Raw genomic sequence first — 21,452 nt, forward strand, 5'->3', positions numbered from 1 at the left:
CCATCCAAAAAAACAGGTATGGATAAACAGTAGATAGTAGGGATAAAAACCGTCAGGCAGGATCCGCTAATCTTATGGATTAAAATGCTGTGGCATCACAAAGTGTGACGCTGTGCAAATAATCAATGTGGACATTTCTGCCGTAGTTATAGACACTTTTGTTAGCCGTTTTTGTCGTCGATGTGGTACGGCTTTTTTACAAGATGCTTTTCACAAGCGGGGTTTATGGTCAATTTCTGAAAACACGGCGATCCACTGAGGCGAGGGTGACGATGTCTTGCGCAATATGGACGATTTGTTTCTTATCAGAGCATCGGGAGTATTGAAATTATGGCTGAAACGCAAAACGATCCCCTGCTGCCGGGTTATTCGTTTAACGCACATCTGGTGGCGGGATTAACCCCCATTGAAGCAAACGGATACCTGGATTTTTTTATCGACAGGCCGTTAGGGATGAAGGGCTATATCCTGAACCTTACCATCCGTGGGGAAGGGGTTATCAATAATCAGGGCAAGCAGTTTGTCTGCCGGCCAGGTGATATTTTATTGTTCCCACCGGGTGAAATTCACCACTACGGACGCCACCCCGATGCCAGCGAATGGTATCACCAGTGGGTCTATTTTCGACCACGCGCATACTGGCAGGAGTGGCTGACCTGGCCGACGATTTTTGCTCAGACTGGTTTTTTTCGTCCGGACGAAGCGCATCAGCCGCATTTTAACGAACTGTTTGGTCAGATCATCAGTGCCGGACAGGGGGAAGGGCGATACTCGGAACTGCTGGCGATTAATCTGCTGGAGCAACTGCTGCTCAGACGTATGGAAGCAATTAATGAATCGCTGCACCCGCCGATGGATAACCGCGTACGTGATGCCTGCCAGTACATCAGCGATCACCTTGCAGACAGCAATTTTGATATTGCCAGCGTCGCACAACATGTCTGCCTGTCGCCATCGCGTTTATCGCACCTGTTCCGCCAGCAGTTGGGTATTAGCGTATTGAGCTGGCGTGAGGATCAGCGTATTAGCCAGGCTAAACTCCTGTTGAGTACCACGCGCATGCCTATCGCTACGGTCGGGCGTAATGTTGGATTTGACGATCAGCTCTATTTCTCGCGTGTTTTCAAGAAATGTACCGGTGCCAGCCCAAGCGAATTTCGTGCAGGGTGTGAATAAAAAGTGAATGATGTGTCCTGAAAGTTGTCATATCTCGCAAACTATTCAGACAAATGATGGCTTGACGAAGTTGGGAAGGGTTATCAGAATCCCTGCTTCGTAAATCTGACGGACACATTATGCAAGCATTGCTGGAACACTTTATCCTCCAGTCCGCCGTGTACTCTTTGATAGCCGTACTACTGGTGGCTTTTCTGGAGTCACTGGCGTTGGTGGGCCTGATTTTACCCGGTACCGTAATGATGGCGGGGCTGGGCGCACTGATTGGCAGTGGTGAACTGAACTTCTGGCACGCCTGGCTTGCGGGCATCGTTGGTTGTTTGTTGGGTGACTGGATCTCTTTCTGGCTGGGATGGCGCTTTAAAAAGCCGCTTCATCGCTGGTCTTTTATGAAAAAGAACAAGGCATTACTGGATAAAACTGAACATGCGCTCCATCAGCACAGCATGTTCACCATTCTGGTAGGCCGTTTTGTAGGGCCGACGCGCCCGCTGGTGCCGATGGTGGCGGGTATGCTGGATCTGCCGGTCACAAAATTTATCGTGCCCAATATCATTGGTTGCATACTGTGGCCCCCTTTCTATTTTTTGCCGGGTATTCTGGCTGGCGCGGCGATTGATATTCCTTCTGAGATACAGAGCGGGGATTTCAAATGGTTGTTGCTGGCGACGGCGCTGCTGCTGTGGGTTGGAGGCTGGCTGTGCTGGCGACTGTGGCGCAGTGGCAAAGCCGCGGTTGATCGTTTAACGCCGTATTTGCCACGAGGCCGTCTGCTCTGGCTGGCACCACTTATTCTCGGTATCGGCGTTGTTGCGCTGGTTGCCCTGGTGCGCCATCCATTGATGCCTGTTTATATTGATATTCTGCGCAAAGTGGTTGGCTACTGACGCTCAATTCCGAGCAATGCTGAGGCACTGGCATGACCGCTTAATAACTCATCCGTTTTGCCTTGCCACGCTATACGTCCGTCGGCGACCACAATTGAACGCGGCGCAATACGCGCGGCGTCTTCTACGCTGTGTGACACCATCAGCAGAGTCAATTGCTTCTCACGACAAACATCGGCTACCAGCGTTAGCATCTCCTGACGCAGAGCGGGGTCGAGCGCGGAAAACGGTTCGTCGAGCAGTAACACGGGCTGTTCGCGAACCAGACAGCGTGCCAGAGCGACGCGTTGCCTCTGTCCGCCGGAAAGCTCGCCGGGAAGTCTCTCCAGCAGGTTTTCGATCCCCATTTGTTTGGCGATATGGTGCATTTTCTCCCGCTGAAACGCGTTCAGTTTTAATCCCGGATTAAGGCCCAGGCCAATGTTTTGCTGTACGCTCAGGTGACTGAACAGGTTGTTTTCCTGAAACAGCATGGAAACAGGACGACGAGAGGGCGGCGTGGCGGTGTGATCTTCACCTTCAATCAACATGGTACCGCTGGCCGGTGTCAGAAATCCGGCGATCAGATTCAATAGGGTACTTTTCCCGGCACCGCTTGGCCCAAGTACCGCGACCTGCTCACCCCGCGCAACTGACAACGTAAAGCGCATCGGCAAATGGTGGTACAGCCATGTGATATCAATCAGTTTTAACATTTCGACCCGGTAATTTCTCAATAACGGTAAACAGCGTAAAGCACAGGATAAGCAACAATAATGCCGTTACCGCACCATCCTGGCTGCGATAAGAACCAATTTGCTGATACAGGTAAAATGGCAACGTGCGGAAATCATCATTACCAAACAACGCCACCACGCCAAAATCGCCAATAGAGAGCACGCAGGCAAAGGCCATTGCCTGCGCCAGCGGACGTTTCAGGGCGCGCAGTTCAACCACTTTCAGCCGTGACCACCCTTCAATACCCAAAGACTGACACAACCTACTGTAGCGTGTGGTTACATCACGCATTGGATTTTCCAGCACTTTTAACGCGTAAGGGATCGCCATCAGCGCATTGGTGAAAATGACAATGCCATCCGCAGAGTCCGGTAGCCCGATAGTGTCGTTAAGCAACAGGAAGAAGCCGGTAGCCAGCACAATGCCCGGCATGGCGAGTATCATCATGCCGCTAAGTTCCAGCGTCTGGCCTGCCAGTACCTGCTGTCGGGCACGCAGTTCGCGGCTGCTCCATAGCAGCATCATGGTGAGAATAACGCACAACATGCCTGCTGCCAGCGCGATGCGCAGTGAGGTCCACAGCGCTTGCCACAGTACTGGCTGCATAAGCACATCCAGTACATGGCGATTTAAACCATCGACCATCACCGCCAGCAGCGGCGGCAGCAACAGCAGCAGGGCCAGAATAATCAGGATTGCGTCAGCTAGGCGGCTGTGCAGGCGATCGTCGGGATCGCGCCACCCCTGGACCAGCGTGGTACCGGGGGCGATCGCCCGGCTCAGACGTTGGCTAAGCAGCACAAGGGCTAAACAACAAATCATCTGGATCAGCGCCAGCATGGCGGCTCGGGCAGGATCGTAATCAAAGCTCAGCGCCTGATAGATAGCCAGCTCAATGGTGGTTGCTTGTGGCCCACCACCGAGCGACAAGACGGTAGCGAAGCTGGCGAAACACAGCATAAAGATGAGTGCAGCGACGGGGAGGATCTGACGACGCAGCCATGGCCATTCAACAAAGCGGAAGAAATGCCAGCCGCGCATACCTAACTGCGCTGCGAGCTGACGCTGTTCACCGGGAATATTCTCCAGTGATTGCAGCAGTAAGCGGCTGGCCATTGGGAGATTGAAAAAGACGTGGGCCAGCAGAATGCCCTGCAGGCCGTACGGGGAAAACGTCCATTCCAGTCCGAATGTTTGCCAGATTGAGGCCAGCCAGCCCTGGCGACCATATACGCTGAGGATACCAAAGACGGCGACCAGCACAGGCAGGATAAGCGTCATCGCGCACAGGCGCAGCAACGCCAGACGTCCGGGAAAACGGCGGCGATAGAGTGCTCTGGCGAGGAAAATCGCCGGGATGACGGACAGCGCTGCGGATAAAAACGCCTGCCAGAAGGAAAAGCGCACCACATGCCACAGGTAGCTGTCCTGCAACAGCGAGAACCAGTCCCCTTGTGGCGCGTTAAACCACAGCGCCAGAAATGCTGCCAGAGCGACAGCCACCATCAGCGTGGCGGCTGAAAGCCCTGGTATCAGCCAGCCGGGTATTAACGGCTGACGGCGCGTTGCCATTCGCTAATCCATGCCTGACGTTGGGTTGCTACCTGCTGCGGAGTAAATTCCAGTGCGGTAGATGGTTTTTCCAGTTGCTCAAATCCTGGCGGCAGGGCGACCTGGGTAACCGGATACATCCAGTTGCCCGTCGGAATGGCGTTCTGGAATGCCGGAGAGACCATAAATTTAAGGAATTTTTCTGCAAGTTCCGGCTGCTTGCTGGCAGCGGTGCGGGCAGCAACTTCAACCTGCAGATAGTGACCTTCGCTAAAATTCGCGGCGGCGTAGTTGTCTTTCTTCTCTTCGATGATGTGATACGCAGGAGAAGTTGTATAGCTTAGTACCAGATCACTTTCACCTTTCAGAAACAGGCCGTAGGCTTCACTCCAGCCTTTGGTGACGGTGACGGTTTTTGCTGCCAGTTTCTGCCAGGCTTCTGGCGTTTTATCGCCATAGACTTTTTGCATCCACAGCAGCAGTCCCAGACCCGGCGTGCTGGTGCGTGGGTCCTGGTAGATTACACGCCATTTTTGGTCGCTCTCGACCAGTTCCTTCAGGCTTTTCGGCGGGTTTTTCAGCTTGTTTTTGTCATAAACGAAGGCGAAATAGCCGTAATCAAACGGTACAAACGTGTCGTTTTTCCAGCCGCCAGGGACTGCGATGGTATCGTTCGCCACGTCGCTTTTGGCAAACAGTTTGGTTTGCATTGCGGCTTCAAGCAGGTTGTTGTCCAGACCAAGTACTACGTCGGCTTTACTGTTTTTTCCCTCCATACGCAGGCGGTTCAGCAGTGATACACCATCTTCCAGCGCCACCAGTTTTAGCTCGCAGTTGCAGTCAGCTTCAAAGGCTTTTTTGATGGTTGGACCGGGGCCCCAGTCAGCGGCGAACGAGTCGTAGGTATAGACAGTCAAAACAGGTTTGGCGAAGGCAGGCGCTGCGCACAGTAGCAGCAGGGGAAGACATTTTTTTAACACTTTGCACCTCATTAAAAGAGTGGCAAAGGACTTGAGCTGTAGCCTCAAATCCCTTCGCCGGCGTTATCCGGATCAGGTTCGACGGGTATTTTCTCAGCCCGCGCACTCGGCGCAGCACCCCGTTGAGAACGGCACATTGTAATGATTACGTGAATAAATCAAAAGCCTTAAGGATCCGGTGGTGCGAACCATGCAGATTTAAAATCAAACCAGCCGAGGGTATTCATACGTAACCCGCGCATACTCCGCTGTCCCTGAATGATCAGCCAGTGATGGATCAGCGGCACAATAGCTTTACTGGCAAGCAGTTGCTGGCACCACGCGGCCAGACTCATTTCGCCGGTTCGCCAGCGGGCGGCGTCGTTTTCCCAGTCCAGAGAAATACAGTTTTGCAGCAGCGGGACTTCGCATAAATGGGCGAACAGTGAGAAGTCCAGTGGCAAGGTAAAGTTGGCACTGTTGAGCCAGATATCGCTGACGGTCTCGCCTGCATGCCATTGATCGTAGTCGATCTCCTGAATATTCAGCTGTACCTGATGTTCCGCCAGTAATGTTTTCATGATCTGCGCGATAACCCGATGCTCGATATGATCGCGGTAGTAAGTAAGCGTCAGCGTTTCCAGCCCTGCCGGTTTTTCACCGAGTCCTGGTCTCGCGTGATGCCAGCGGGGGAGTAATCCGTAGGCGGGGAACCAGTGTCGTTGATACTGTTCATCAGCCTGAAAAATTAAATTCGTCGGTGAGAGAATGCGGCTTACCCATTCGCGAACGTCCTGATTTGCCCCTCGATGGGAACGTGAATCAAACAGCATGTAGTAGCAGCCTTCTTCCAGGCGGCTTTCGATCGCTTTTTCATCTTCGGTTGGGCCTTTCAGCATCAGACCGCCGCCAGGTTCTTCACCTATGTCCGGTAGGACCCAAACGTTAACTTCATCGATCAACGCCCGGTAGCCAAAGTAATCATCAAATGCGTGAATTTTTAGCTGGCTATGCGTGTTGCGCATTACCGCATAGGGGCCGGTACCAATGGGGTGGCTGGAGAAATTATTGAGCGTTTCCCATTCACGCGGCAGGATCATTGCGGGCACTTGTCCCAATAACCAGGGAAGCCAGCGATCCGCTTGCGAAAGGTGGATATCCAGCGTCCAGGCCGTGGGGGAAACAATTTGCGTGATGTGCGAGTACAGCGGCAGATTGTTAATACGCGTGAGTGAGGAAATCACATCTTCCATTTCCAGCTCGCGACCATGATGAAAATGGACCCCAGGGCGCAGGAAGAAGCGCCAGTGCAGCGGGGAAATTTGTTGCCAGTGATGTGCTATATCGGCTTCCAGTTCCCCATTTTCCTCATTTACCCGAATTAAGGCGCTGAAGATTTGCCGGGCAATGTGGGTTTCAGAACGGCGTAACGCTGTACCGGGGAGCAAGTTGTGCATAGGGCGATAGTAGAGGACACGCATGATGTGTCGGCCCTGACGAAAGCTGCGACCCAAATGGGAAACCAGCATTTGCCGTACGGCTGTTTTATCCCCGACCAGTTGCACCAGTTGATCAATACGATCCTGCTCCAGCAGGTCTTCTGCGCGCTGCTGCTGGAGCGCAAGCCCGGTATAGAGAAACGTCAGGCGCGATCGTTTGCCGCGTCCGACTTCTGCTTCCCATGTTAGCCAGCCGCGTTCCTGCATGGTGTTAAGCAGGGTACGCATGTGGCGTCGGGAACAGCTAAGAAGCTCCGCCAGTTCGTTCAGCGTAGTATCTTGCGTTTTGCCGTCACAGCATTGCCACAGACGGATGAACTGTTGTTGCAAACGACCAGAAGACATAAAAGGGGAACTCCTGCGGAAAACTCAGCAATTTTATTATCCCTATATTAAGTCAATAATAGATTCCGATGAAGCGATGAGACGACAAAGGGGTCATCTATGCGTCAGTTCTGGTTGAAATACTTTACCGCGACAGAACGCTTGTCCTGGTTGGCTTGCCTGAGCGCACCGCAGCGCTTAAAGATGCTCGAAGAACTGATGCAGTGGGAGCTGACAAACTGACCTCTGAATGCCGAATTGCAGACATCATGTGTGACTGAGTATTGGTGCAGGCTACCGCCTCGATTCACCCGCCAGCAGATATTACCTGCTGGCTTTTTTTCGTTTCCGCTGCGCAAAAGGAAAGGTAATGCTCTGGATTATGACGATGGGACGGCGCCTTAACGGCGTTTATGCCGCATTTATGCTGGTTGCATTCATGATGGGCGTGGCGGGTGCATTACAGGCACCCACGCTGAGCCTGTTTCTGAGTCGTGAGGTTGGGGCGCAGCCATTTTGGGTCGGTCTGTTTTACACCGTCAATGCGATTGCCGGGATTGCGGTTAGTCTTGGTCTGGCAAAACGATCAGATAGCCAGGGCGATCGGCGTAAACTGATTATGTTCTGCTGCCTAATGGCCATTGGTAACGCGCTGTTGTTTGCCTTTAATCGCCATTATTTAACGCTGATAACCTGCGGAGTACTGCTGGCCTCACTGGCGAATACGGCTATGCCACAGCTGTTTGCGCTTGCACGAGAGTATGCTGATAACTCGGCACGCGAAGTGGTGATGTTTAGTTCGGTTATGCGTGCCCAGCTTTCGCTGGCGTGGGTGATTGGACCGCCGCTGGCCTTTATGCTGGCGCTGAATTACGGTTTTACGGCGATGTTCTCTATTGCCGCAGGAATTTTCGCGATTAGCCTGGTGCTGATCGCGCTGATACTGCCATCCGTGGCTCGGGTAGCACAGCCTGTTGATGTCACGCTTGAACAGGCTGGCGGCTGGCAGGATAAAAATGTGCGCATGTTGTTTATCGCCTCTACGCTGATGTGGACCTGTAACACCATGTACATCATCGATATGCCGCTGTGGATCAGCCTTGAGCTTGGTCTGCCTGACAAGCTTGCCGGGATCCTGATGGGGACTGCGGCGGGACTGGAAATTCCGGCGATGATTCTGGCGGGCTATTACGTGAAGCGCTTCGGCAAACGGCGGATGATGATGACTGCCGTAGCGGCTGGCGTGTTGTTTTATCTCGGCCTTATTTTCTTTCATAGCCACACGGCGTTACTTATCCTGCAGCTGTTTAATGCGGTATTTATCGGTATCGTTGCGGGGATCGGTATGCTGTGGTTTCAGGATCTGATGCCTGGGCGTGCTGGTTCGGCGACGACGTTGTTTACCAACAGTATTTCAACGGGCGTGATTCTGGCGGGGGTTATTCAGGGGGCGGTGGCGCAAAGCTACGGGCATTTTGCCGTCTACTGGGTGATTGCGGGGATTTCTCTGATTACGCTGGTGATGACCGGACGGGTAAAAGATGTGTAATCAGCGTGCCGGATAAGACACTTTTGTGTCGCTATCCGGCATGTTGAGTATCAGCGCATAAACGCCGGTTGCTTATTTTCGTAAGCGGAGATGGCGTCTTCATGCTGCAACGTCAGGCCGATGCTGTCCAGGCCATTGAGCATGCAGTGGCGGCGGAAATCATCAATTTTGAAGCTGTATGACTTATCGCCCGCTTTCACTACCTGCGCTTCAAGGTCCACTTCAAAGCGGATCCCCGGATGCGCCTGCACCAGTTTGAACAGCTCATCAACTTCTACATCGCTTAACTTCACTGGCAGAAGCTGATTGTTGAAGCTGTTGCCGTAAAAGATGTCAGCGAAGCTTGGTGCAATCACCACTTTGAAGCCGTAATCAGTCAACGCCCACGGCGCGTGTTCACGCGATGAGCCGCAGCCAAAGTTTTCCCGCGCCAGCAGAATTGAGGCACCTTTATATTCCGGGAAGTTCAGGACGAACTCTGGGTTGGGTTGTTGGCCCTTTTCATCCAGGAAACGCCAGTCATTAAACAGGTGTGCGCCGAAACCGGTACGCGTTACCTTCTGCAGAAACTGTTTAGGAATAATTGCATCAGTATCGACGTTGGCGGCATCCAGTGGGACAACCAGGCCGGTATGCTGGGTAAATTTCTCTGCCATGGTGGTTTCCTTATTTGATGCTGCGAATATCGGCAAAATGGCCGGTAACGGCGGCAGCGGCGGCCATTGCCGGGCTGACTAAGTGCGTACGTCCACCGCGGCCCTGACGACCTTCAAAATTACGGTTGCTGGTGGAAGCGCAACGTTCTCCGGGATTCAGGCGGTCATTATTCATTGCCAGACACATTGAGCAACCCGGCAAGCGCCATTCAAAACCGGCTTCAATGAATATTTTATCCAGCCCTTCCGCTTCTGCCTGTGCTTTTACCGGGCCGGAACCTGGTACCACCAGCGCCTGCACCCCTGGCGCGACTTTACGCCCTTTAGCGATTTCCGCAGCGGCACGTAAATCTTCTATACGTGAGTTAGTGCAGGAGCCGATAAACACCTTGTCGATCGCCACATCGGTCAGCGGGATCCCCGGCTTCAACCCCATATAAGCCAGCGCTTTTTCTGCCGAAGCGCGCTCAACTGGGTCGGTAAACGATGCTGGGTCGGGAATATTATCGTTCACGGAAATCACCTGGCCTGGATTCGTTCCCCAGGTTACCTGTGGTGCAATCTCTTCGGCCTGCAGAGTTACGATAGTATCAAAGGTCGCACCGTCGTCGGTTTTCAACGTTTTCCAGTACTCAACTGCGTTGGTAAAGTCCTGGCCTTTCGGCGCATGCAAACGACCCTGCACATAGTTAAACGTGGTTTCATCCGGCGCGACCAGACCCGCTTTGGCACCCATCTCAATCGCCATATTGCACAGAGTCATACGGCCTTCCATGCTCAGCGCACGGATGGCATCGCCACAAAACTCAACCACATGGCCGGTACCGCCTGCGCTGCCGGTTTTACCAATGATCGCCAGCACGATATCTTTAGCCGTGATACCCGGAGCAGCAGTGCCGTTAACCTCAATCTTCATGGTTTTTGCCCGGCCCTGTTTCAGGGTTTGCGTAGCCAGCACGTGTTCGACTTCGGAAGTCCCGATACCAAACGCCAGCGCGCCAAACGCACCATGAGTGGCAGTGTGGGAGTCACCGCAGACGATGGTCATGCCCGGCAAAGTCACGCCTTGCTCCGGTCCCATGACGTGGACGATGCCCTGATACGGATGGTTCAGGTCGTACAACTCGACGCCGAATTCATTGCAGTTTTTGATCAGTTCCTGCATCTGAATACGCGCCATTTCGCCGGAAGCGTTAATGTCTTTGGTTTGCGTTGAGACATTATGATCCATGGTCGCGAAGGTTTTTCCTGGTTGGCGAACCGGACGATTGTGCGCACGCAGACCGTCAAATGCCTGTGGAGAGGTCACTTCATGCACCAGATGTCTGTCGATATATAACAGCGGAGTTTCGTTTTGCGCCTCATACACCACGTGCGCATCAAACAATTTTTCGTATAACGTTCTGGCCATGATTACACCTCTTCTGCGACGTAACGAGCGATGATATCGCCCATTTCATCGGTACTGACTGCGGCTGCGCCACGGGCTAAGTCGCCCGTACGAATGCCTTCTTCTAATGCGCGGTTGATGGCGCTCTCAATAGCGGAGGCTGCATCATTGGCATCCAGGCTGTAGCGTAACAGCAGCGCCAGAGACAGGATCTGGGCAATTGGGTTAGCGATATTTTTCCCGGCAATATCCGGAGCGGAGCCGCCAGCGGGTTCGTACAGGCCAAAGCCCAGCTCATTGAGGCTGGCAGAGGGCAGCATGCCCATTGAGCCGGTGATCATGGCGCACTCATCAGACAGAATGTCGCCAAACAGGTTTGAGCACAACAGCACGTCGAACTGGGATGGATCTTTGATTAACTGCATCGTGGCGTTATCGATGTACATATGAGCCAGTTCAACGTCCGGGTATTCATTAGCGATTTCATTGACGATTTCGCGCCACAAAATAGAGGTTTGCAGCACGTTAGCTTTATCAATCGACGTCACTTTACGACGGCGCTGGCGTGCAGACTCAAAGGCGATGCGCGCAATGCGTTCAATCTCAAAACGGTGATACACCTCGGTATCAAAGGCTTTCTCATGTTGGCCGCTGCCTTCACGACCTTTTGGCTGACCGAAGTAGATGCCTCCGGTCAGTTCGCGTACGCACAGGATATCGAAACCGTTGGCGGCGATGTCGGCGCGCAGTGGGCAAAATGCTTCCAGTCCCTGATACAGCTTAGCGGGACGCAGATTGCTGAATAATTTGAAGTGTTTACGTAATGGCAGTAAAGCACCGCGTTCAGGTTGCTGGTTTGGCGGCAGGTTTTCCCATTTCGGGCCACCAACGGAGCCAAACAGAATGGCATCGGCTTGCTCACAACCTTCAACCGTAGCGGGTGGCAGCGGCTGACCGTGGTTATCGATGGCGGCTCCGCCTACGTCATAGTGGCTGGTGGTAATGCGCATATTAAAACGCGTCCGAATTGCTTCCAGTACCTTCAGGGCTTGCGCCATCACTTCCGGGCCAATACCGTCACCCGGTAAAACAGCAATATGATAATTCTTCGACATCACACGGTTTCCTTATTGTTCTCGTTGTTCTGAGCTTTGCGTTGCAATTCTTTTTCGACTTCTTCGGCGCGCCAGATATTGTTCAGCACATGTACCATCGCTTTTGCGGAAGATTCGACGATATCTGTTGCCAGACCGACGCCATGGAAGCGGCGCCCGTTATAGTTAGCGACAATATCTACCTGACCCAGCGCATCTTTACCGTGGCCTTTCGCGGTCAGGCTGTATTTCACCAGTTCAACGTTGTAATCGGTAATACGGTTGATGGCTTGATAAATGGCATCGACCGGCCCGTTGCCGTTGGCTGCTTCGGCTTTGACTTCTTCGCCACAGACCAGCTTGACGGAGGCGGTAGCGATATCATTAGAACCTGACTGCACGCTGAAATAATCCAGACGGAAATGTTCTGGTTCTTCCTGCTGTTTGTTAATGAAGGCCAGGGCTTCCAGGTCGTAATCGAATACCTGACCTTTTTTATCCGCCAGTTTCAGGAATGCGTCGTACAGATTATCCAGACTGTATTCACTCTCTTTGTAACCCATCTCATCCATACGGTGTTTTACGGCGGCACGTCCGGAACGGGAAGTCAGGTTCAACTGCACCTGATTCAAACCGATGGATTCCGGGGTCATGATTTCGTAGTTTTCACGGTTTTTCAGCACGCCGTCCTGATGAATGCCTGAGGAGTGGGCAAAAGCGCCACTGCCAACAATCGCTTTATTTGCCGGAATCGGCATATTACAGATTTGGCTGACCATCTGACTGGTACGCCAGATCTCCTGGTGATTGATGCGGGTCTGCACATTCAGGATATCTTTGCGGACTTTGATCGCCATGATGACTTCTTCCAGCGAGCAGTTACCAGCACGTTCACCGATACCGTTCATTGCCCCTTCTACCTGACGAGCCCCCGCATGCACTGCCGCCAGCGCATTACCGACACCCAGACCTAAATCGTCATGGGTGTGTACAGATATGATCGCTTTGTCGATATTCGGTACGCGTTCATACAGACCGGAAATAATTGCCCCAAATTCGAAAGGCATGGTGTAACCGACGGTATCGGGGATATTGATGGTTCTGGCTCCCGCATTAATAGCCGCTTCCACCACGCGAGCCAGATCAGCGATAGGGGTTCGGCCAGCGTCTTCGCACGAGAATTCAACGTCATCCGTGTAATTACGAGCGCGTTTAACCATATAGATAGCCCGCTCAATAACTTCATCCAGCGTACTGCGCAGCTTGGTCGCAATATGCATCGGTGAGGTGGCAATAAACGTATGAATACGGAAAGCCTCTGCCACTTTCAGGGATTCAGCCGCGACGTCGATATCTTTTTCTACACAGCGGGCTAATGCACAAACGCGGCTGTTTTTAACCTGACGGGCGATGGTTTGTACTGATTCAAAGTCACCCGGCGACGAAACAGGGAAACCCACTTCCATCACGTCAACGCCCATACGCTCGAGAGCCAGAGCAATCTGCAGTTTTTCTTTTACACTCAGGCTTGCCTGTAACGCCTGTTCACCATCGCGTAAGGTGGTATCGAAAATAATGACTTGCTGGCTCATGGTTTAGGTCCTTGGTGTTTAGGGCGCCTTGCTTCGAGCATAAAAAAACCCGCGCAACGGCGCGGGTTTTTTGTCTTAACTGGAGCTGACTTAATGCTGAATGTCGTTCACCAGTCTACCGCGCAACGAAGATGCGTTTAGTAGTAGTAGACCGTTAAAACGAGCAATGTAAGTCATCAATCAGGCTCCAGGCGAATGCGATATGCTTTTAGTGGTACTGGATATGAAGTCTGATGTCAACCCTGCTCACTGCAAATCCCTCCGTTCAGAGAGAATTACCTCTCCATGTTTGAGCGAATTGTGCTGAATTTTTATGTTTGTATAAAATAAATCAGTATGCGGCGTACATACTTTTCATTATTTGAAATGTTTAAGCATAATTATTTTCAATTGTTGTAATGGAACAGATGAAGAGGAGTGTCGGTAAAGGATTTTTTATCTTTATGATTTATCTATTTTTATAGTAACTCTGAATGGGTGTGGCAAAGGTGGTAACAAATAATTGATAAATTAATGTTAATCATTAATGTATTAAAAATATAAATATTTAATTAAATCTTAATTACGTATTCACTGTGTGTATGATTGTACATTCGTCATGCTTATGGTTATATTGTTTATGAAATTAAAACATATGAATCATCGTGCAGTGACATCTGCCACACTGCGCTCGCATTGTTTTTATGTTCATTTAGGTTAGTGCCTTTATGTTTTCCTAATTTTAATGTTTTCTCTTTTTCTCATTCTATATGTATGGTAAATCATATTATCGGAGATTATTCACTCCGTCTGGGGAAAAGGGAGTTTAGAGTGACAGTGGAGTTAATTATGCCAGAAGTAAAAATAATAGATAAATCCAATCTTATAGATATTGGGAAACCGCAGCTTCGCATGGTTGATCTTAATTTATTAACCGTCTTTGATGCGGTTATGCAAGAACAGAACATTACACGTGCTGCACATTCTCTGGGGATGTCACAACCTGCGGTCAGTAATGCAGTTGCGCGTCTGAAGGTCATGTTTAATGATGAGCTCTTTGTTCGTTATGGGCGAGGGATTCAGCCGACAGCAAGGGCTTTTCAGCTATTTGGTTCAGTTCGTCAGGCGTTACAATTGGTGCAGAATGAATTGCCAGGATCGGGGTTTGAACCTGCCATCAGCGAGCGTGTTTTCAACCTCTGCGTATGTAGCCCATTGGATAATATTCTGACATCCTTGATTTATAATCGAGTTGAGGATGTAGCGCCTAATATTAATGTCGTATTTAAATCTTCACTTAATCAAAATACAGAACACCAATTGCGCTATCAGGAAACAGAGTTTGTTATTAGTTATGAAGAATTCCGCCGGGTTGAATTCACAAGCATACCGTTGTTCAATGACGAAATGGTGCTGGTAGCGAGCAAAAAACATCCACGCATAAGTGGTCCATTATTGGAAAGTGATGTCTATAATGAGCAACATGCTGTGGTTTCTCTTGACCGCTTTGCTTCATTTAGCCAACCATGGTACGACACACCGGATAAACAATCCTGCGTTGCTTATCAGGGAATGGCATTAATAAGTGTATTGAATATTGTTTCTCAAACCCAATTGGTCTCCATTGCACCGCGCTGGTTAGCAGAAGAGTTCTCAGAGTCTTTAGACCTGCAGGTATTGCCTTTACCATTAAAATTGAACAGTCGCACATGTTATCTTTCCTGGCATGAAGCAGCAGGTCGGGATAAAGGACATAAATGGATGGAAGAATTGTTAGTTTCCGTCTGCAAGAAGTAGCATTTATATCCTTTGTTTTTCAAGCTGCTTTGTCTCCCCAGCCACATTGTTATCTATGCTGCTGGGGGGAATGAGGAGGCATCTCTGTCCCTCCCCAGATGCAGTCTTTGGCTGTTTATATTCGTTTCAGACGAACGTGTCACGGGCTTGCCGCCTCAATGCGACTCGAAATCCATTGGGTATAGCAGAATAAACTCGATGTCATATCTGGTTTATTCTGCTTTTTTCTTTTTATTTGAAATTTTATGCTGAATTCCTCTTTTTACATTTGTTCTGAAATGTAAAAAAATAGAGTAATCGCTGTAAGTTCCCATTTTTAAGCGATTATTTATCATTCCACTTAATTCTACTGGTTTAATTCTCCGTTTATTCGACTCTTTCCTCCGTTTTATTCTTATTCGCTGTAATGCCACCACGTCGGTGCGAATTGCCATGCGTCATCGTCAGCGGTTAATGTGTTGTTAAACCGTTATTCATTATAAGAGTGGAGGCAAGCCATGGAGATGTTGTCTGGAGCCGAGATGGTCGTCCGATCGCTCATCGACCAGGGTGTGAAGCAGGTATTCGGTTATCCCGGGGGGGCAGTCCTCGATATCTATGATGCACTACATACGGTCGGTGGAATTGATCATGTGCTGGTCCGCCATGAACAAGCTGCAGTACATATGGCCGATGGCCTGGCGCGAGCCACGGGAGAAGTGGGCGTCGTACTGGTCACTTCGGGACCAGGAGCTACCAATGCGATTACAGGAATTGCAACGGCTTATATGGACTCCATACCACTCGTGATCCTCTCTGGGCAGGTTGCAACCTCTCTGATTGGCTATGATGCCTTTCAGGAGTGCGATATGGTCGGCATATCCCGCCCGGTGGTGAAGCACAGCTTCCTCGTAAAGCAAACAGAGGACATCCCGCAGGTATTGAAAAAAGCCTTCTGGCTGGCGGCAAGCGGCCGTCCAGGTCCAGTGGTGGTGGATTTACCGAAGGATATTCTGAATCCTGCGAAGAAACTGCCTTATAGCTGGCCGGAATCGGTAAGTATGCGTTCGTATAATCCTACAACCACCGGGCATAAAGGGCAGATAAAACGCGCACTGCAAACGCTGATAGCAGCCAAAAAACCGGTAGTGTATGTTGGTGGCGGTGCAGTTAATGCGGCCTGTCACGAGCAACTGGGGCAGATTGCAGAAGCACTTAACCTGCCGGTTGTGTCTTCGTTGATGGGGTTAGGCGTGTTTCCGGCAACGCATCGTCAGGCGTTGGGCATGTTGGGAATGCACGGCACTTATGAAGCAAATATGACCATGCATCATTCTGATGTCATTTTTGCCATCGGTGTTCGTTTTGACGATCGCACGACCAATAACCTGGCAAAATATTGCCCGCATGCGACCGTGTTGCATATCGACATCGACCCTACTTCAATTTCGAAAACAGTGACGGCGGATATTCCTATTGTTGGTGATGCCCGGTTGGTGCTCGATCAGATGCTGGAGCTGCTGGCGCAGGAGAAGTCGCAGCAACCACTGGATGATAACCGTGACTGGTGGCAACAGATTGAGCAATGGCGCGCCCGTCAGTGCCTGAAATATGACACCCAAAGTGAAAGTATTAAGCCGCAGGCTGTGATTGAAACTATCTGGCAGTTAACGAAAGGGGATGCGTATGTGACCTCGGACGTTGGGCAGCATCAGATGTTTGCCGCACTTTACTACCCGTTTGATAAACCACGCCGTTGGATTAACTCCGGTGGTCTTGGCACGATGGGATTTGGTTTACCCGCAGCGTTAGGTGTCAAGATGGCGCTACCTGATGAAACGGTGGTGTGTGTGACCGGCGATGGCAGCATTCAGATGAATATCCAGGAGTTGTCGACAGCGCTGCAGTATGAACTGCCAGTGTTGGTACTCAATCTTAACAACCGCTACCTCGGTATGGTCAAACAGTGGCAGGACATGATCTACTCCGGAAGGCACTCGCAGTCTTATATGCAGTCGCTGCCTGATTTCGTCCGCCTTGCTGAAGCCTATGGGCATATTGGTATCCAGATAAACCATCCAAACGAACTGGAGAGCAAACTGGTTGAAGCGTTGGAGCATGTGCGCAACCATCGTTTGGTGTTTGTCGATGTTACCGTTGATGGCAGTGAGCATGTTTATCCAATGCAGATTCGTGGGGGCGGTATGGATGAAATGTGGTTAAGCAAAACGGAGAGGACCTGATTATGCGCCGGATATTATCGGTATTGCTGGAAAACGAGTCGGGTGCATTGTCGCGTGTGATAGGTCTCTTCGCCCAGCGCGGTTACAACATCGAAAGCCTGACAGTTGCGCCAACGGACGATCCGACCTTATCGCGGATGACGATCCAGACTGTAGGGGATGAAAAAGTCCTCGAGCAAATTGAAAAGCAACTGCACAAACTAGTGGATGTCCTGCGTGTGAGTGAACTGGGACAGGGCGCCCATGTTGAACGAGAAATCATGTTGGTGAAAATTCAGGCCAGCGGATACGGCAGGGAAGAGGTGAAGCGCAACACGGAAATTTTCCGTGGGCAAATCATTGACGTCACGCCGTCTATTTACACCGTACAACTGGCTGGCACCAGCGATAAACTGGATGCGTTCCTGGCGACATTACGTGAAGTCGCAAAGATCGTCGAGGTTGCTCGCTCAGGTGTTGTGGGTCTCTCTCGCGGCGATAAAATTATGCGCTAATCATGACCATGTTCTTAATTCGCAAGCCTGACAGTAGCGGTTGGGCTTTTTTTTGCGAAATCAGCAGTAACCAGAGACAAAAGCGGTTGCCGCAGTCATTATTCTGCGCTTAGATGTTAATAAATTTAACCCATGCCATCTCAAAGGTTATGGTTTGTACATTTTACGCAAGGGGCAATTGTGAAACTGGATGAAATCGCTCGGCTGGCCGGCGTTTCGCGAACGACTGCAAGCTACGTTATTAACGGCAAAGCAAAGCAATATCGCGTAAGCGACAAGACGGTTGAAAAAGTCATGGCAGTGGTGCGCGAGCATAATTACCACCCAAATGCTGTGGCAGCCGGGCTGCGTGCTGGACGCACACGTTCTATCGGGTTGGTGATCCCTGACCTGGAGAACACAAGTTATACCCGGATTGCAAACTACCTGGAGCGCCAGGCACGACAGCGTGGGTATCAACTGCTGATAGCCTGCTCTGAAGATCAGCCGGATAACGAAATGCGCTGTATTGAGCATCTTTTACAACGCCAGGTTGATGCCATCATTGTGTCAACGTCTTTGCCTCCTGAGCACCCGTTCTACCAGCGCTGGGCAAATAGCTCATTCCCTATCGTGGCGTTAGACCGTGCACTGGATCGTGAGCATTTCACCAGTGTTGTGGGGGCTGATCAGGATGATGCAGAAATGCTGGCTGAGGAATTACGTAAATTTCCGGCTGAAAACGTGCTCTATCTGGGGGCTCTCCCTGAATTATCCGTGAGTTTCCTGCGTGAGCAGGGTTTTCGTACCGCCTGGAAGGATGACCCGCGAGAAGTGAATTTCCTGTACGCTAACAGCTATGAGCGGGAGGCCGCCGCACAGTTGTTCGATAAATGGCTGGAAACGCACCCTATGCCTCAGGCGCTGTTTACCACTTCGTTTGCCCTGTTGCAGGGGGTGATGGACGTGACACTACGCCGCGATGGGCAATTACCGTCAGATTTAGCCATTGCTACCTTTGGCGATCATGAACTACTCGATTTCCTACAATGTCCGGTGTTGGCAGTCGCGCAACGCCATCGTGATGTTGCCGAACGCGTACTGGAAATCGTGCTAGCCAGCCTGGATGAGCCGCGTAAGCCAAAACCAGGACTCACACGCATTAAACGTAATCTGTATCGTCGCGGTATTCTCAGCCGCAGCTAAGTCTCCTCTGCTGTATGCGCCGGGAGGATACCCTTCTGGCGCTATCAAATATCAATTATCAGAAATAACCTCATTATAATTAAGAATATTCTTTAGAATTATCTGAAATTCATTTCTTAATTACCTCGATTTAAAATACTGCCGTCTGTTTTTGGGTTATTGATACGTAACGACGCGTTACTGTTGTATTATTTTGTTACATGCTTGTGTGGAATTGCCGAATTAACAAACACTTTGCTTCTTTATTGCAGATAATTCTCGTATATCTCTGTCGTACGGGGCGTACAGACCGATTAACTGGCACTGTTATCTCGCTGCATATTGTCCTAAAATGCCGCTCGCGTCGCAAACTGACACTTTATATTTTCTTTAGATGATATTGAGTTGTTTTAAACAGTGATGAGTTGTTGGATCTTTTTCTTACAAATATTCATGACGTTAATTTGCTTCGTTTGCTGTACGAAATCTGTTCAACGCTGATATTAGCCGTAAACATTGGGTTTTTTGCTCCGCTAAGCGCCGTGACTTGCTTGACAAGGTTTTCCTCCGCTCCGTAAACTCCTTTAAGTGGGAATTTGTGGGATAAAGTGGTAATCGGGGGTGAGGCTGGCATGTTCCGGGGAGCAACGTTAGTTAATCTCGACAGTAAAGGGCGCTTATCTGTGCCTACCCGTTATCGGGATCAACTGCTCGAGAGTGCTGCCGGTCAAATGGTTTGTACCATTGACATCCATCACCCGTGCCTGCTGCTGTACCCCCTGCCTGAATGGGAAATTATCGAGCAGAAGTTATCGCGCCTGTCGAGCATGAATCCGGTTGAGCGCCGCGTACAGCGCTTACTGTTAGGGCATGCCAGCGAATGTCAGATGGACAGCGCTGGTCGATTACTGATCGCTCCCATTCTGCGACAACATGCAGGGTTGACGAAAGAAGTGATGCTGGTTGGGCAGTTCAATAAGTTTGAGCTGTGGGATGAAACGACCTGGTATCAACAGGTCAGGGAAGATATCGACGCTGAGCAGTCTGTTACTGGCGCGCTGTCGGAACGATTGCAGGATTTGTCTCTATAAGATGATGGAAAATTATAAACATACAACGGTGTTGCTGGATGAAGCCGTAAACGGCCTGAATATTCGTCCAGACGGCATCTACATTGACGGGACATTTGGTCGCGGTGGTCACTCACGTTTAATTCTCTCGCAGCTCGGCGAAGAGGGACGTTTGCTGGCAATCGATCGCGATCCGCAGGCTATTGCCGTTGCCCAGACCATTAACGATCCCCGTTTCTCCATCATTCATGGACCTTTCTCTGCGCTGGCTGAATATGTAGCTGAGCGCGGACTTACCGGCAAGATCGATGGAATCCTCCTTGATCTTGGCGTGTCTTCACCGCAGCTTGACGATGCTGAACGCGGCTTTTCATTTATGCGTGATGGTCCATTAGATATGCGTATGGACCCAACACGTGGTCAGTCTGCCGCCGAGTGGCTGCAAACCGCCGATGAAGCTGATATTGCCTGGGTGATTAAAACCTTTGGTGAGGAGCGCTTTGGCAAGCGCATTGCCCGCGCCATCGTGGAGCGTAACCGCATTGAACCGATGACTCGTACTAAAGAGCTGGCGGAAGTGATTGCGGCGGCAATGCCGGTAAAAGACAAATTTAAACATCCCGCGACCCGTACCTTCCAGGCGGTGCGCATATGGGTGAACAGTGAACTGGAGGAGATAGAGCAGGCGCTAAAAAGCTCGCTCAGCGTGCTGGCACCAGGCGGTCGGCTTTCAATCATCAGTTTCCACTCGCTCGAAGACCGTATTGTGAAGCGCTTTATGCGTGAACAAAGTCGCGGTCCGCAGGTTCCGGCTGGAATACCGATGACGGAAGCGCAGATCAAAAAGTTGGGCGGCCGTGAGTTGAGAGCACTAGGCAAGTTGATGCCGGGTGAAGAAGAGGTAGCTGAAAATCCTCGTGCCCGTAGTTCAGTTCTGCGTATTGCAGAGAGGACGAACGCATGATCAGCAGAGTGACAGAAGCCCTCAGCAAAGTTAAAGGATCGATAGGAAGCAACGAGCGCCATGCCTTGCCTGGCGTGATCGGTGACGATCTTTTGCGGTTTGGGAAGCTGCCACTCTGCTTGTTCATTTGCATTATTTTGACGGCGGTCACCGTCGTAACAACAGCGCACCATACGCGCTTACTGACCGCGCAACGCGAACAACTGGTTCTGGAACGAGATGCGCTGGATATCGAATGGCGCAACCTGATCCTTGAGGAGAACGCGCTCGGCGACCATAGCCGTGTTGAACGGATCGCAACGGAAAAACTGCAAATGCAGCATGTTGATCCCTCACAAGAAAATATCGTAGTACAAAAATAAGGATAA

General features: G+C 50.8%; 21 protein-coding genes and 1 riboswitch. Of the genes, 11 read left to right on the top strand and 10 right to left on the bottom strand.

What is annotated here, in order from left to right:
• Positions 1 to 330 precede the first annotated feature (330 nt).
• Both araC and LG384_RS03585 read left to right on the top strand, forming a co-directional pair.
• A complete protein-coding gene (gene araC / locus LG384_RS03580) occupies positions 331 to 1,176 on the top strand; it encodes an arabinose operon transcriptional regulator AraC (protein WP_045439726.1) in 846 nt (281 codons plus the stop codon).
• 119 nt (positions 1,177 to 1,295) lie between these two features.
• The gene (locus LG384_RS03585; RefSeq protein WP_045439729.1) at positions 1,296 to 2,063 is read left to right on the top strand and encodes a DedA family protein; all 768 of its coding nucleotides are present in this window, start codon (positions 1,296 to 1,298) and stop codon (positions 2,061 to 2,063) included.
• Here LG384_RS03585 and thiQ read toward each other — a convergent pair.
• The 4 genes from thiQ to sgrR form a co-directional block, all read right to left on the bottom strand.
• Positions 2,057 to 2,758 (bottom strand): thiamine ABC transporter ATP-binding protein ThiQ, encoded by a 702-nt coding sequence (gene thiQ / locus LG384_RS03590; RefSeq protein WP_200011443.1) that lies wholly within the window; start codon positions 2,756 to 2,758, stop codon positions 2,057 to 2,059. The genes LG384_RS03585 and thiQ overlap by 7 nt on opposite strands.
• A complete protein-coding gene (gene thiP / locus LG384_RS03595; RefSeq protein WP_045439734.1) occupies positions 2,742 to 4,352 on the bottom strand; it encodes a thiamine/thiamine pyrophosphate ABC transporter permease ThiP in 1,611 nt (536 codons plus the stop codon). The genes thiQ and thiP overlap by 17 nt, the downstream gene beginning before the upstream one ends.
• Positions 4,328 to 5,311 (bottom strand): thiamine ABC transporter substrate binding subunit, encoded by a 984-nt coding sequence (thiB, locus tag LG384_RS03600; RefSeq protein WP_225760461.1) that lies wholly within the window; start codon positions 5,309 to 5,311, stop codon positions 4,328 to 4,330. The genes thiP and thiB overlap by 25 nt, the downstream gene beginning before the upstream one ends.
• A 31-nt stretch (positions 5,312 to 5,342) precedes the next feature.
• Positions 5,343 to 5,443, bottom strand: a riboswitch (TPP riboswitch).
• Positions 5,444 to 5,478: 35 nt separating this feature from the next.
• Positions 5,479 to 7,134, bottom strand: a complete 1,656-nt coding sequence (gene sgrR, locus LG384_RS03605; protein ID WP_225760462.1) for an HTH-type transcriptional regulator SgrR — start codon at positions 7,132 to 7,134, stop codon at positions 5,479 to 5,481.
• A 99-nt stretch (positions 7,135 to 7,233) separates the two neighbouring features.
• Here sgrR and sgrT point away from each other — a divergent pair, with 99 nt between their 5' ends.
• Positions 7,234 to 7,356, top strand: a complete 123-nt coding sequence (gene sgrT / locus LG384_RS03610; protein WP_045439749.1) for a glucose uptake inhibitor SgrT — start codon at positions 7,234 to 7,236, stop codon at positions 7,354 to 7,356.
• A gap of 127 nt (positions 7,357 to 7,483) precedes the next feature.
• On the top strand, positions 7,484 to 8,662 hold the full coding sequence (locus tag LG384_RS03615) for a sugar efflux transporter (protein WP_045439752.1): 1,179 nt from the start codon (positions 7,484 to 7,486) through the stop codon (positions 8,660 to 8,662).
• Between the two features lie 50 nt (positions 8,663 to 8,712).
• On the opposite strand, the gene leuD is transcribed toward LG384_RS03615, so the two are convergent.
• The 5 genes from leuD to leuL form a co-directional block, all read right to left on the bottom strand.
• Entirely contained in the window at positions 8,713 to 9,318 is a 606-nt protein-coding gene (gene leuD, locus LG384_RS03620) for a 3-isopropylmalate dehydratase small subunit (protein ID WP_045439755.1), read from the bottom strand.
• Between the two features lie 10 nt (positions 9,319 to 9,328).
• On the bottom strand, positions 9,329 to 10,729 hold the full coding sequence (leuC, locus tag LG384_RS03625) for a 3-isopropylmalate dehydratase large subunit (RefSeq protein WP_225760463.1): 1,401 nt from the start codon (positions 10,727 to 10,729) through the stop codon (positions 9,329 to 9,331).
• A 2-nt stretch (positions 10,730 to 10,731) separates the two neighbouring features.
• Positions 10,732 to 11,823, bottom strand: a complete 1,092-nt coding sequence (gene leuB, locus LG384_RS03630; RefSeq protein WP_225760464.1) for a 3-isopropylmalate dehydrogenase — start codon at positions 11,821 to 11,823, stop codon at positions 10,732 to 10,734.
• The gene (gene leuA, locus LG384_RS03635; RefSeq protein WP_045439770.1) at positions 11,823 to 13,394 is read right to left on the bottom strand and encodes a 2-isopropylmalate synthase; all 1,572 of its coding nucleotides are present in this window, start codon (positions 13,392 to 13,394) and stop codon (positions 11,823 to 11,825) included. Before leuA ends, leuB begins: the two co-directional genes overlap by 1 nt.
• Positions 13,395 to 13,484: 90 nt before the next feature.
• On the bottom strand, positions 13,485 to 13,571 hold the full coding sequence (gene leuL, locus LG384_RS03640; RefSeq protein WP_049002746.1) for a leu operon leader peptide: 87 nt from the start codon (positions 13,569 to 13,571) through the stop codon (positions 13,485 to 13,487).
• 651 nt (positions 13,572 to 14,222) lie between these two features.
• Between leuL and leuO the strand changes: the two genes are divergently transcribed.
• Positions 14,223 to 15,170 carry a transcriptional regulator LeuO gene (gene leuO, locus LG384_RS03645; RefSeq protein ID WP_045439772.1) on the top strand — a complete coding sequence of 316 codons (948 nt, stop codon included), beginning with the start codon at positions 14,223 to 14,225 and terminating at the stop codon, positions 15,168 to 15,170.
• Positions 15,171 to 15,382: 212 nt separating this feature from the next.
• Here leuO and LG384_RS03650 read toward each other — a convergent pair whose 3' ends face one another.
• On the bottom strand, positions 15,383 to 15,604 hold the full coding sequence (locus tag LG384_RS03650; RefSeq protein WP_144243044.1) for a hypothetical protein: 222 nt from the start codon (positions 15,602 to 15,604) through the stop codon (positions 15,383 to 15,385).
• Positions 15,605 to 15,667: 63 nt separating this feature from the next.
• Here LG384_RS03650 and ilvI point away from each other — a divergent pair, with 63 nt between their 5' ends.
• The 6 genes from ilvI to ftsL all read left to right on the top strand — a co-directional run bounded on the left by ilvI (position 15,668) and on the right by ftsL (position 21,446).
• Complete coding sequence (ilvI, locus tag LG384_RS03655) at positions 15,668 to 17,392, top strand: acetolactate synthase 3 large subunit (protein WP_071828890.1); 1,725 nt, start codon at positions 15,668 to 15,670, stop codon at positions 17,390 to 17,392.
• 2 nt (positions 17,393 to 17,394) lie between these two features.
• Positions 17,395 to 17,886 carry an acetolactate synthase small subunit gene (gene ilvN, locus LG384_RS03660; protein ID WP_003829566.1) on the top strand — a complete coding sequence of 164 codons (492 nt, stop codon included), beginning with the start codon at positions 17,395 to 17,397 and terminating at the stop codon, positions 17,884 to 17,886.
• A 180-nt stretch (positions 17,887 to 18,066) separates the two neighbouring features.
• On the top strand, positions 18,067 to 19,071 hold the full coding sequence (gene cra, locus LG384_RS03665; protein ID WP_045439785.1) for a catabolite repressor/activator: 1,005 nt from the start codon (positions 18,067 to 18,069) through the stop codon (positions 19,069 to 19,071).
• A gap of 611 nt (positions 19,072 to 19,682) precedes the next feature.
• Complete coding sequence (gene mraZ / locus LG384_RS03670) at positions 19,683 to 20,141, top strand: division/cell wall cluster transcriptional repressor MraZ (protein WP_045439788.1); 459 nt, start codon at positions 19,683 to 19,685, stop codon at positions 20,139 to 20,141.
• 1 nt (position 20,142) lies between these two features.
• Positions 20,143 to 21,084, top strand: coding sequence for a 16S rRNA (cytosine(1402)-N(4))-methyltransferase RsmH (gene rsmH, locus LG384_RS03675; protein WP_045439790.1), 942 nt, complete (start codon positions 20,143 to 20,145; stop codon positions 21,082 to 21,084).
• Entirely contained in the window at positions 21,081 to 21,446 is a 366-nt protein-coding gene (ftsL, locus tag LG384_RS03680) for a cell division protein FtsL (protein WP_000625651.1), read from the top strand. Before rsmH ends, ftsL begins: the two co-directional genes overlap by 4 nt.
• The last annotated feature ends 6 nt before the right edge of the window (positions 21,447 to 21,452 follow it).

This window comes from Citrobacter sp. Marseille-Q3906 (assembly GCF_916618775.1).
In the GTDB taxonomy this organism is placed as follows: domain Bacteria; phylum Pseudomonadota; class Gammaproteobacteria; order Enterobacterales; family Enterobacteriaceae; genus Citrobacter; species Citrobacter murliniae.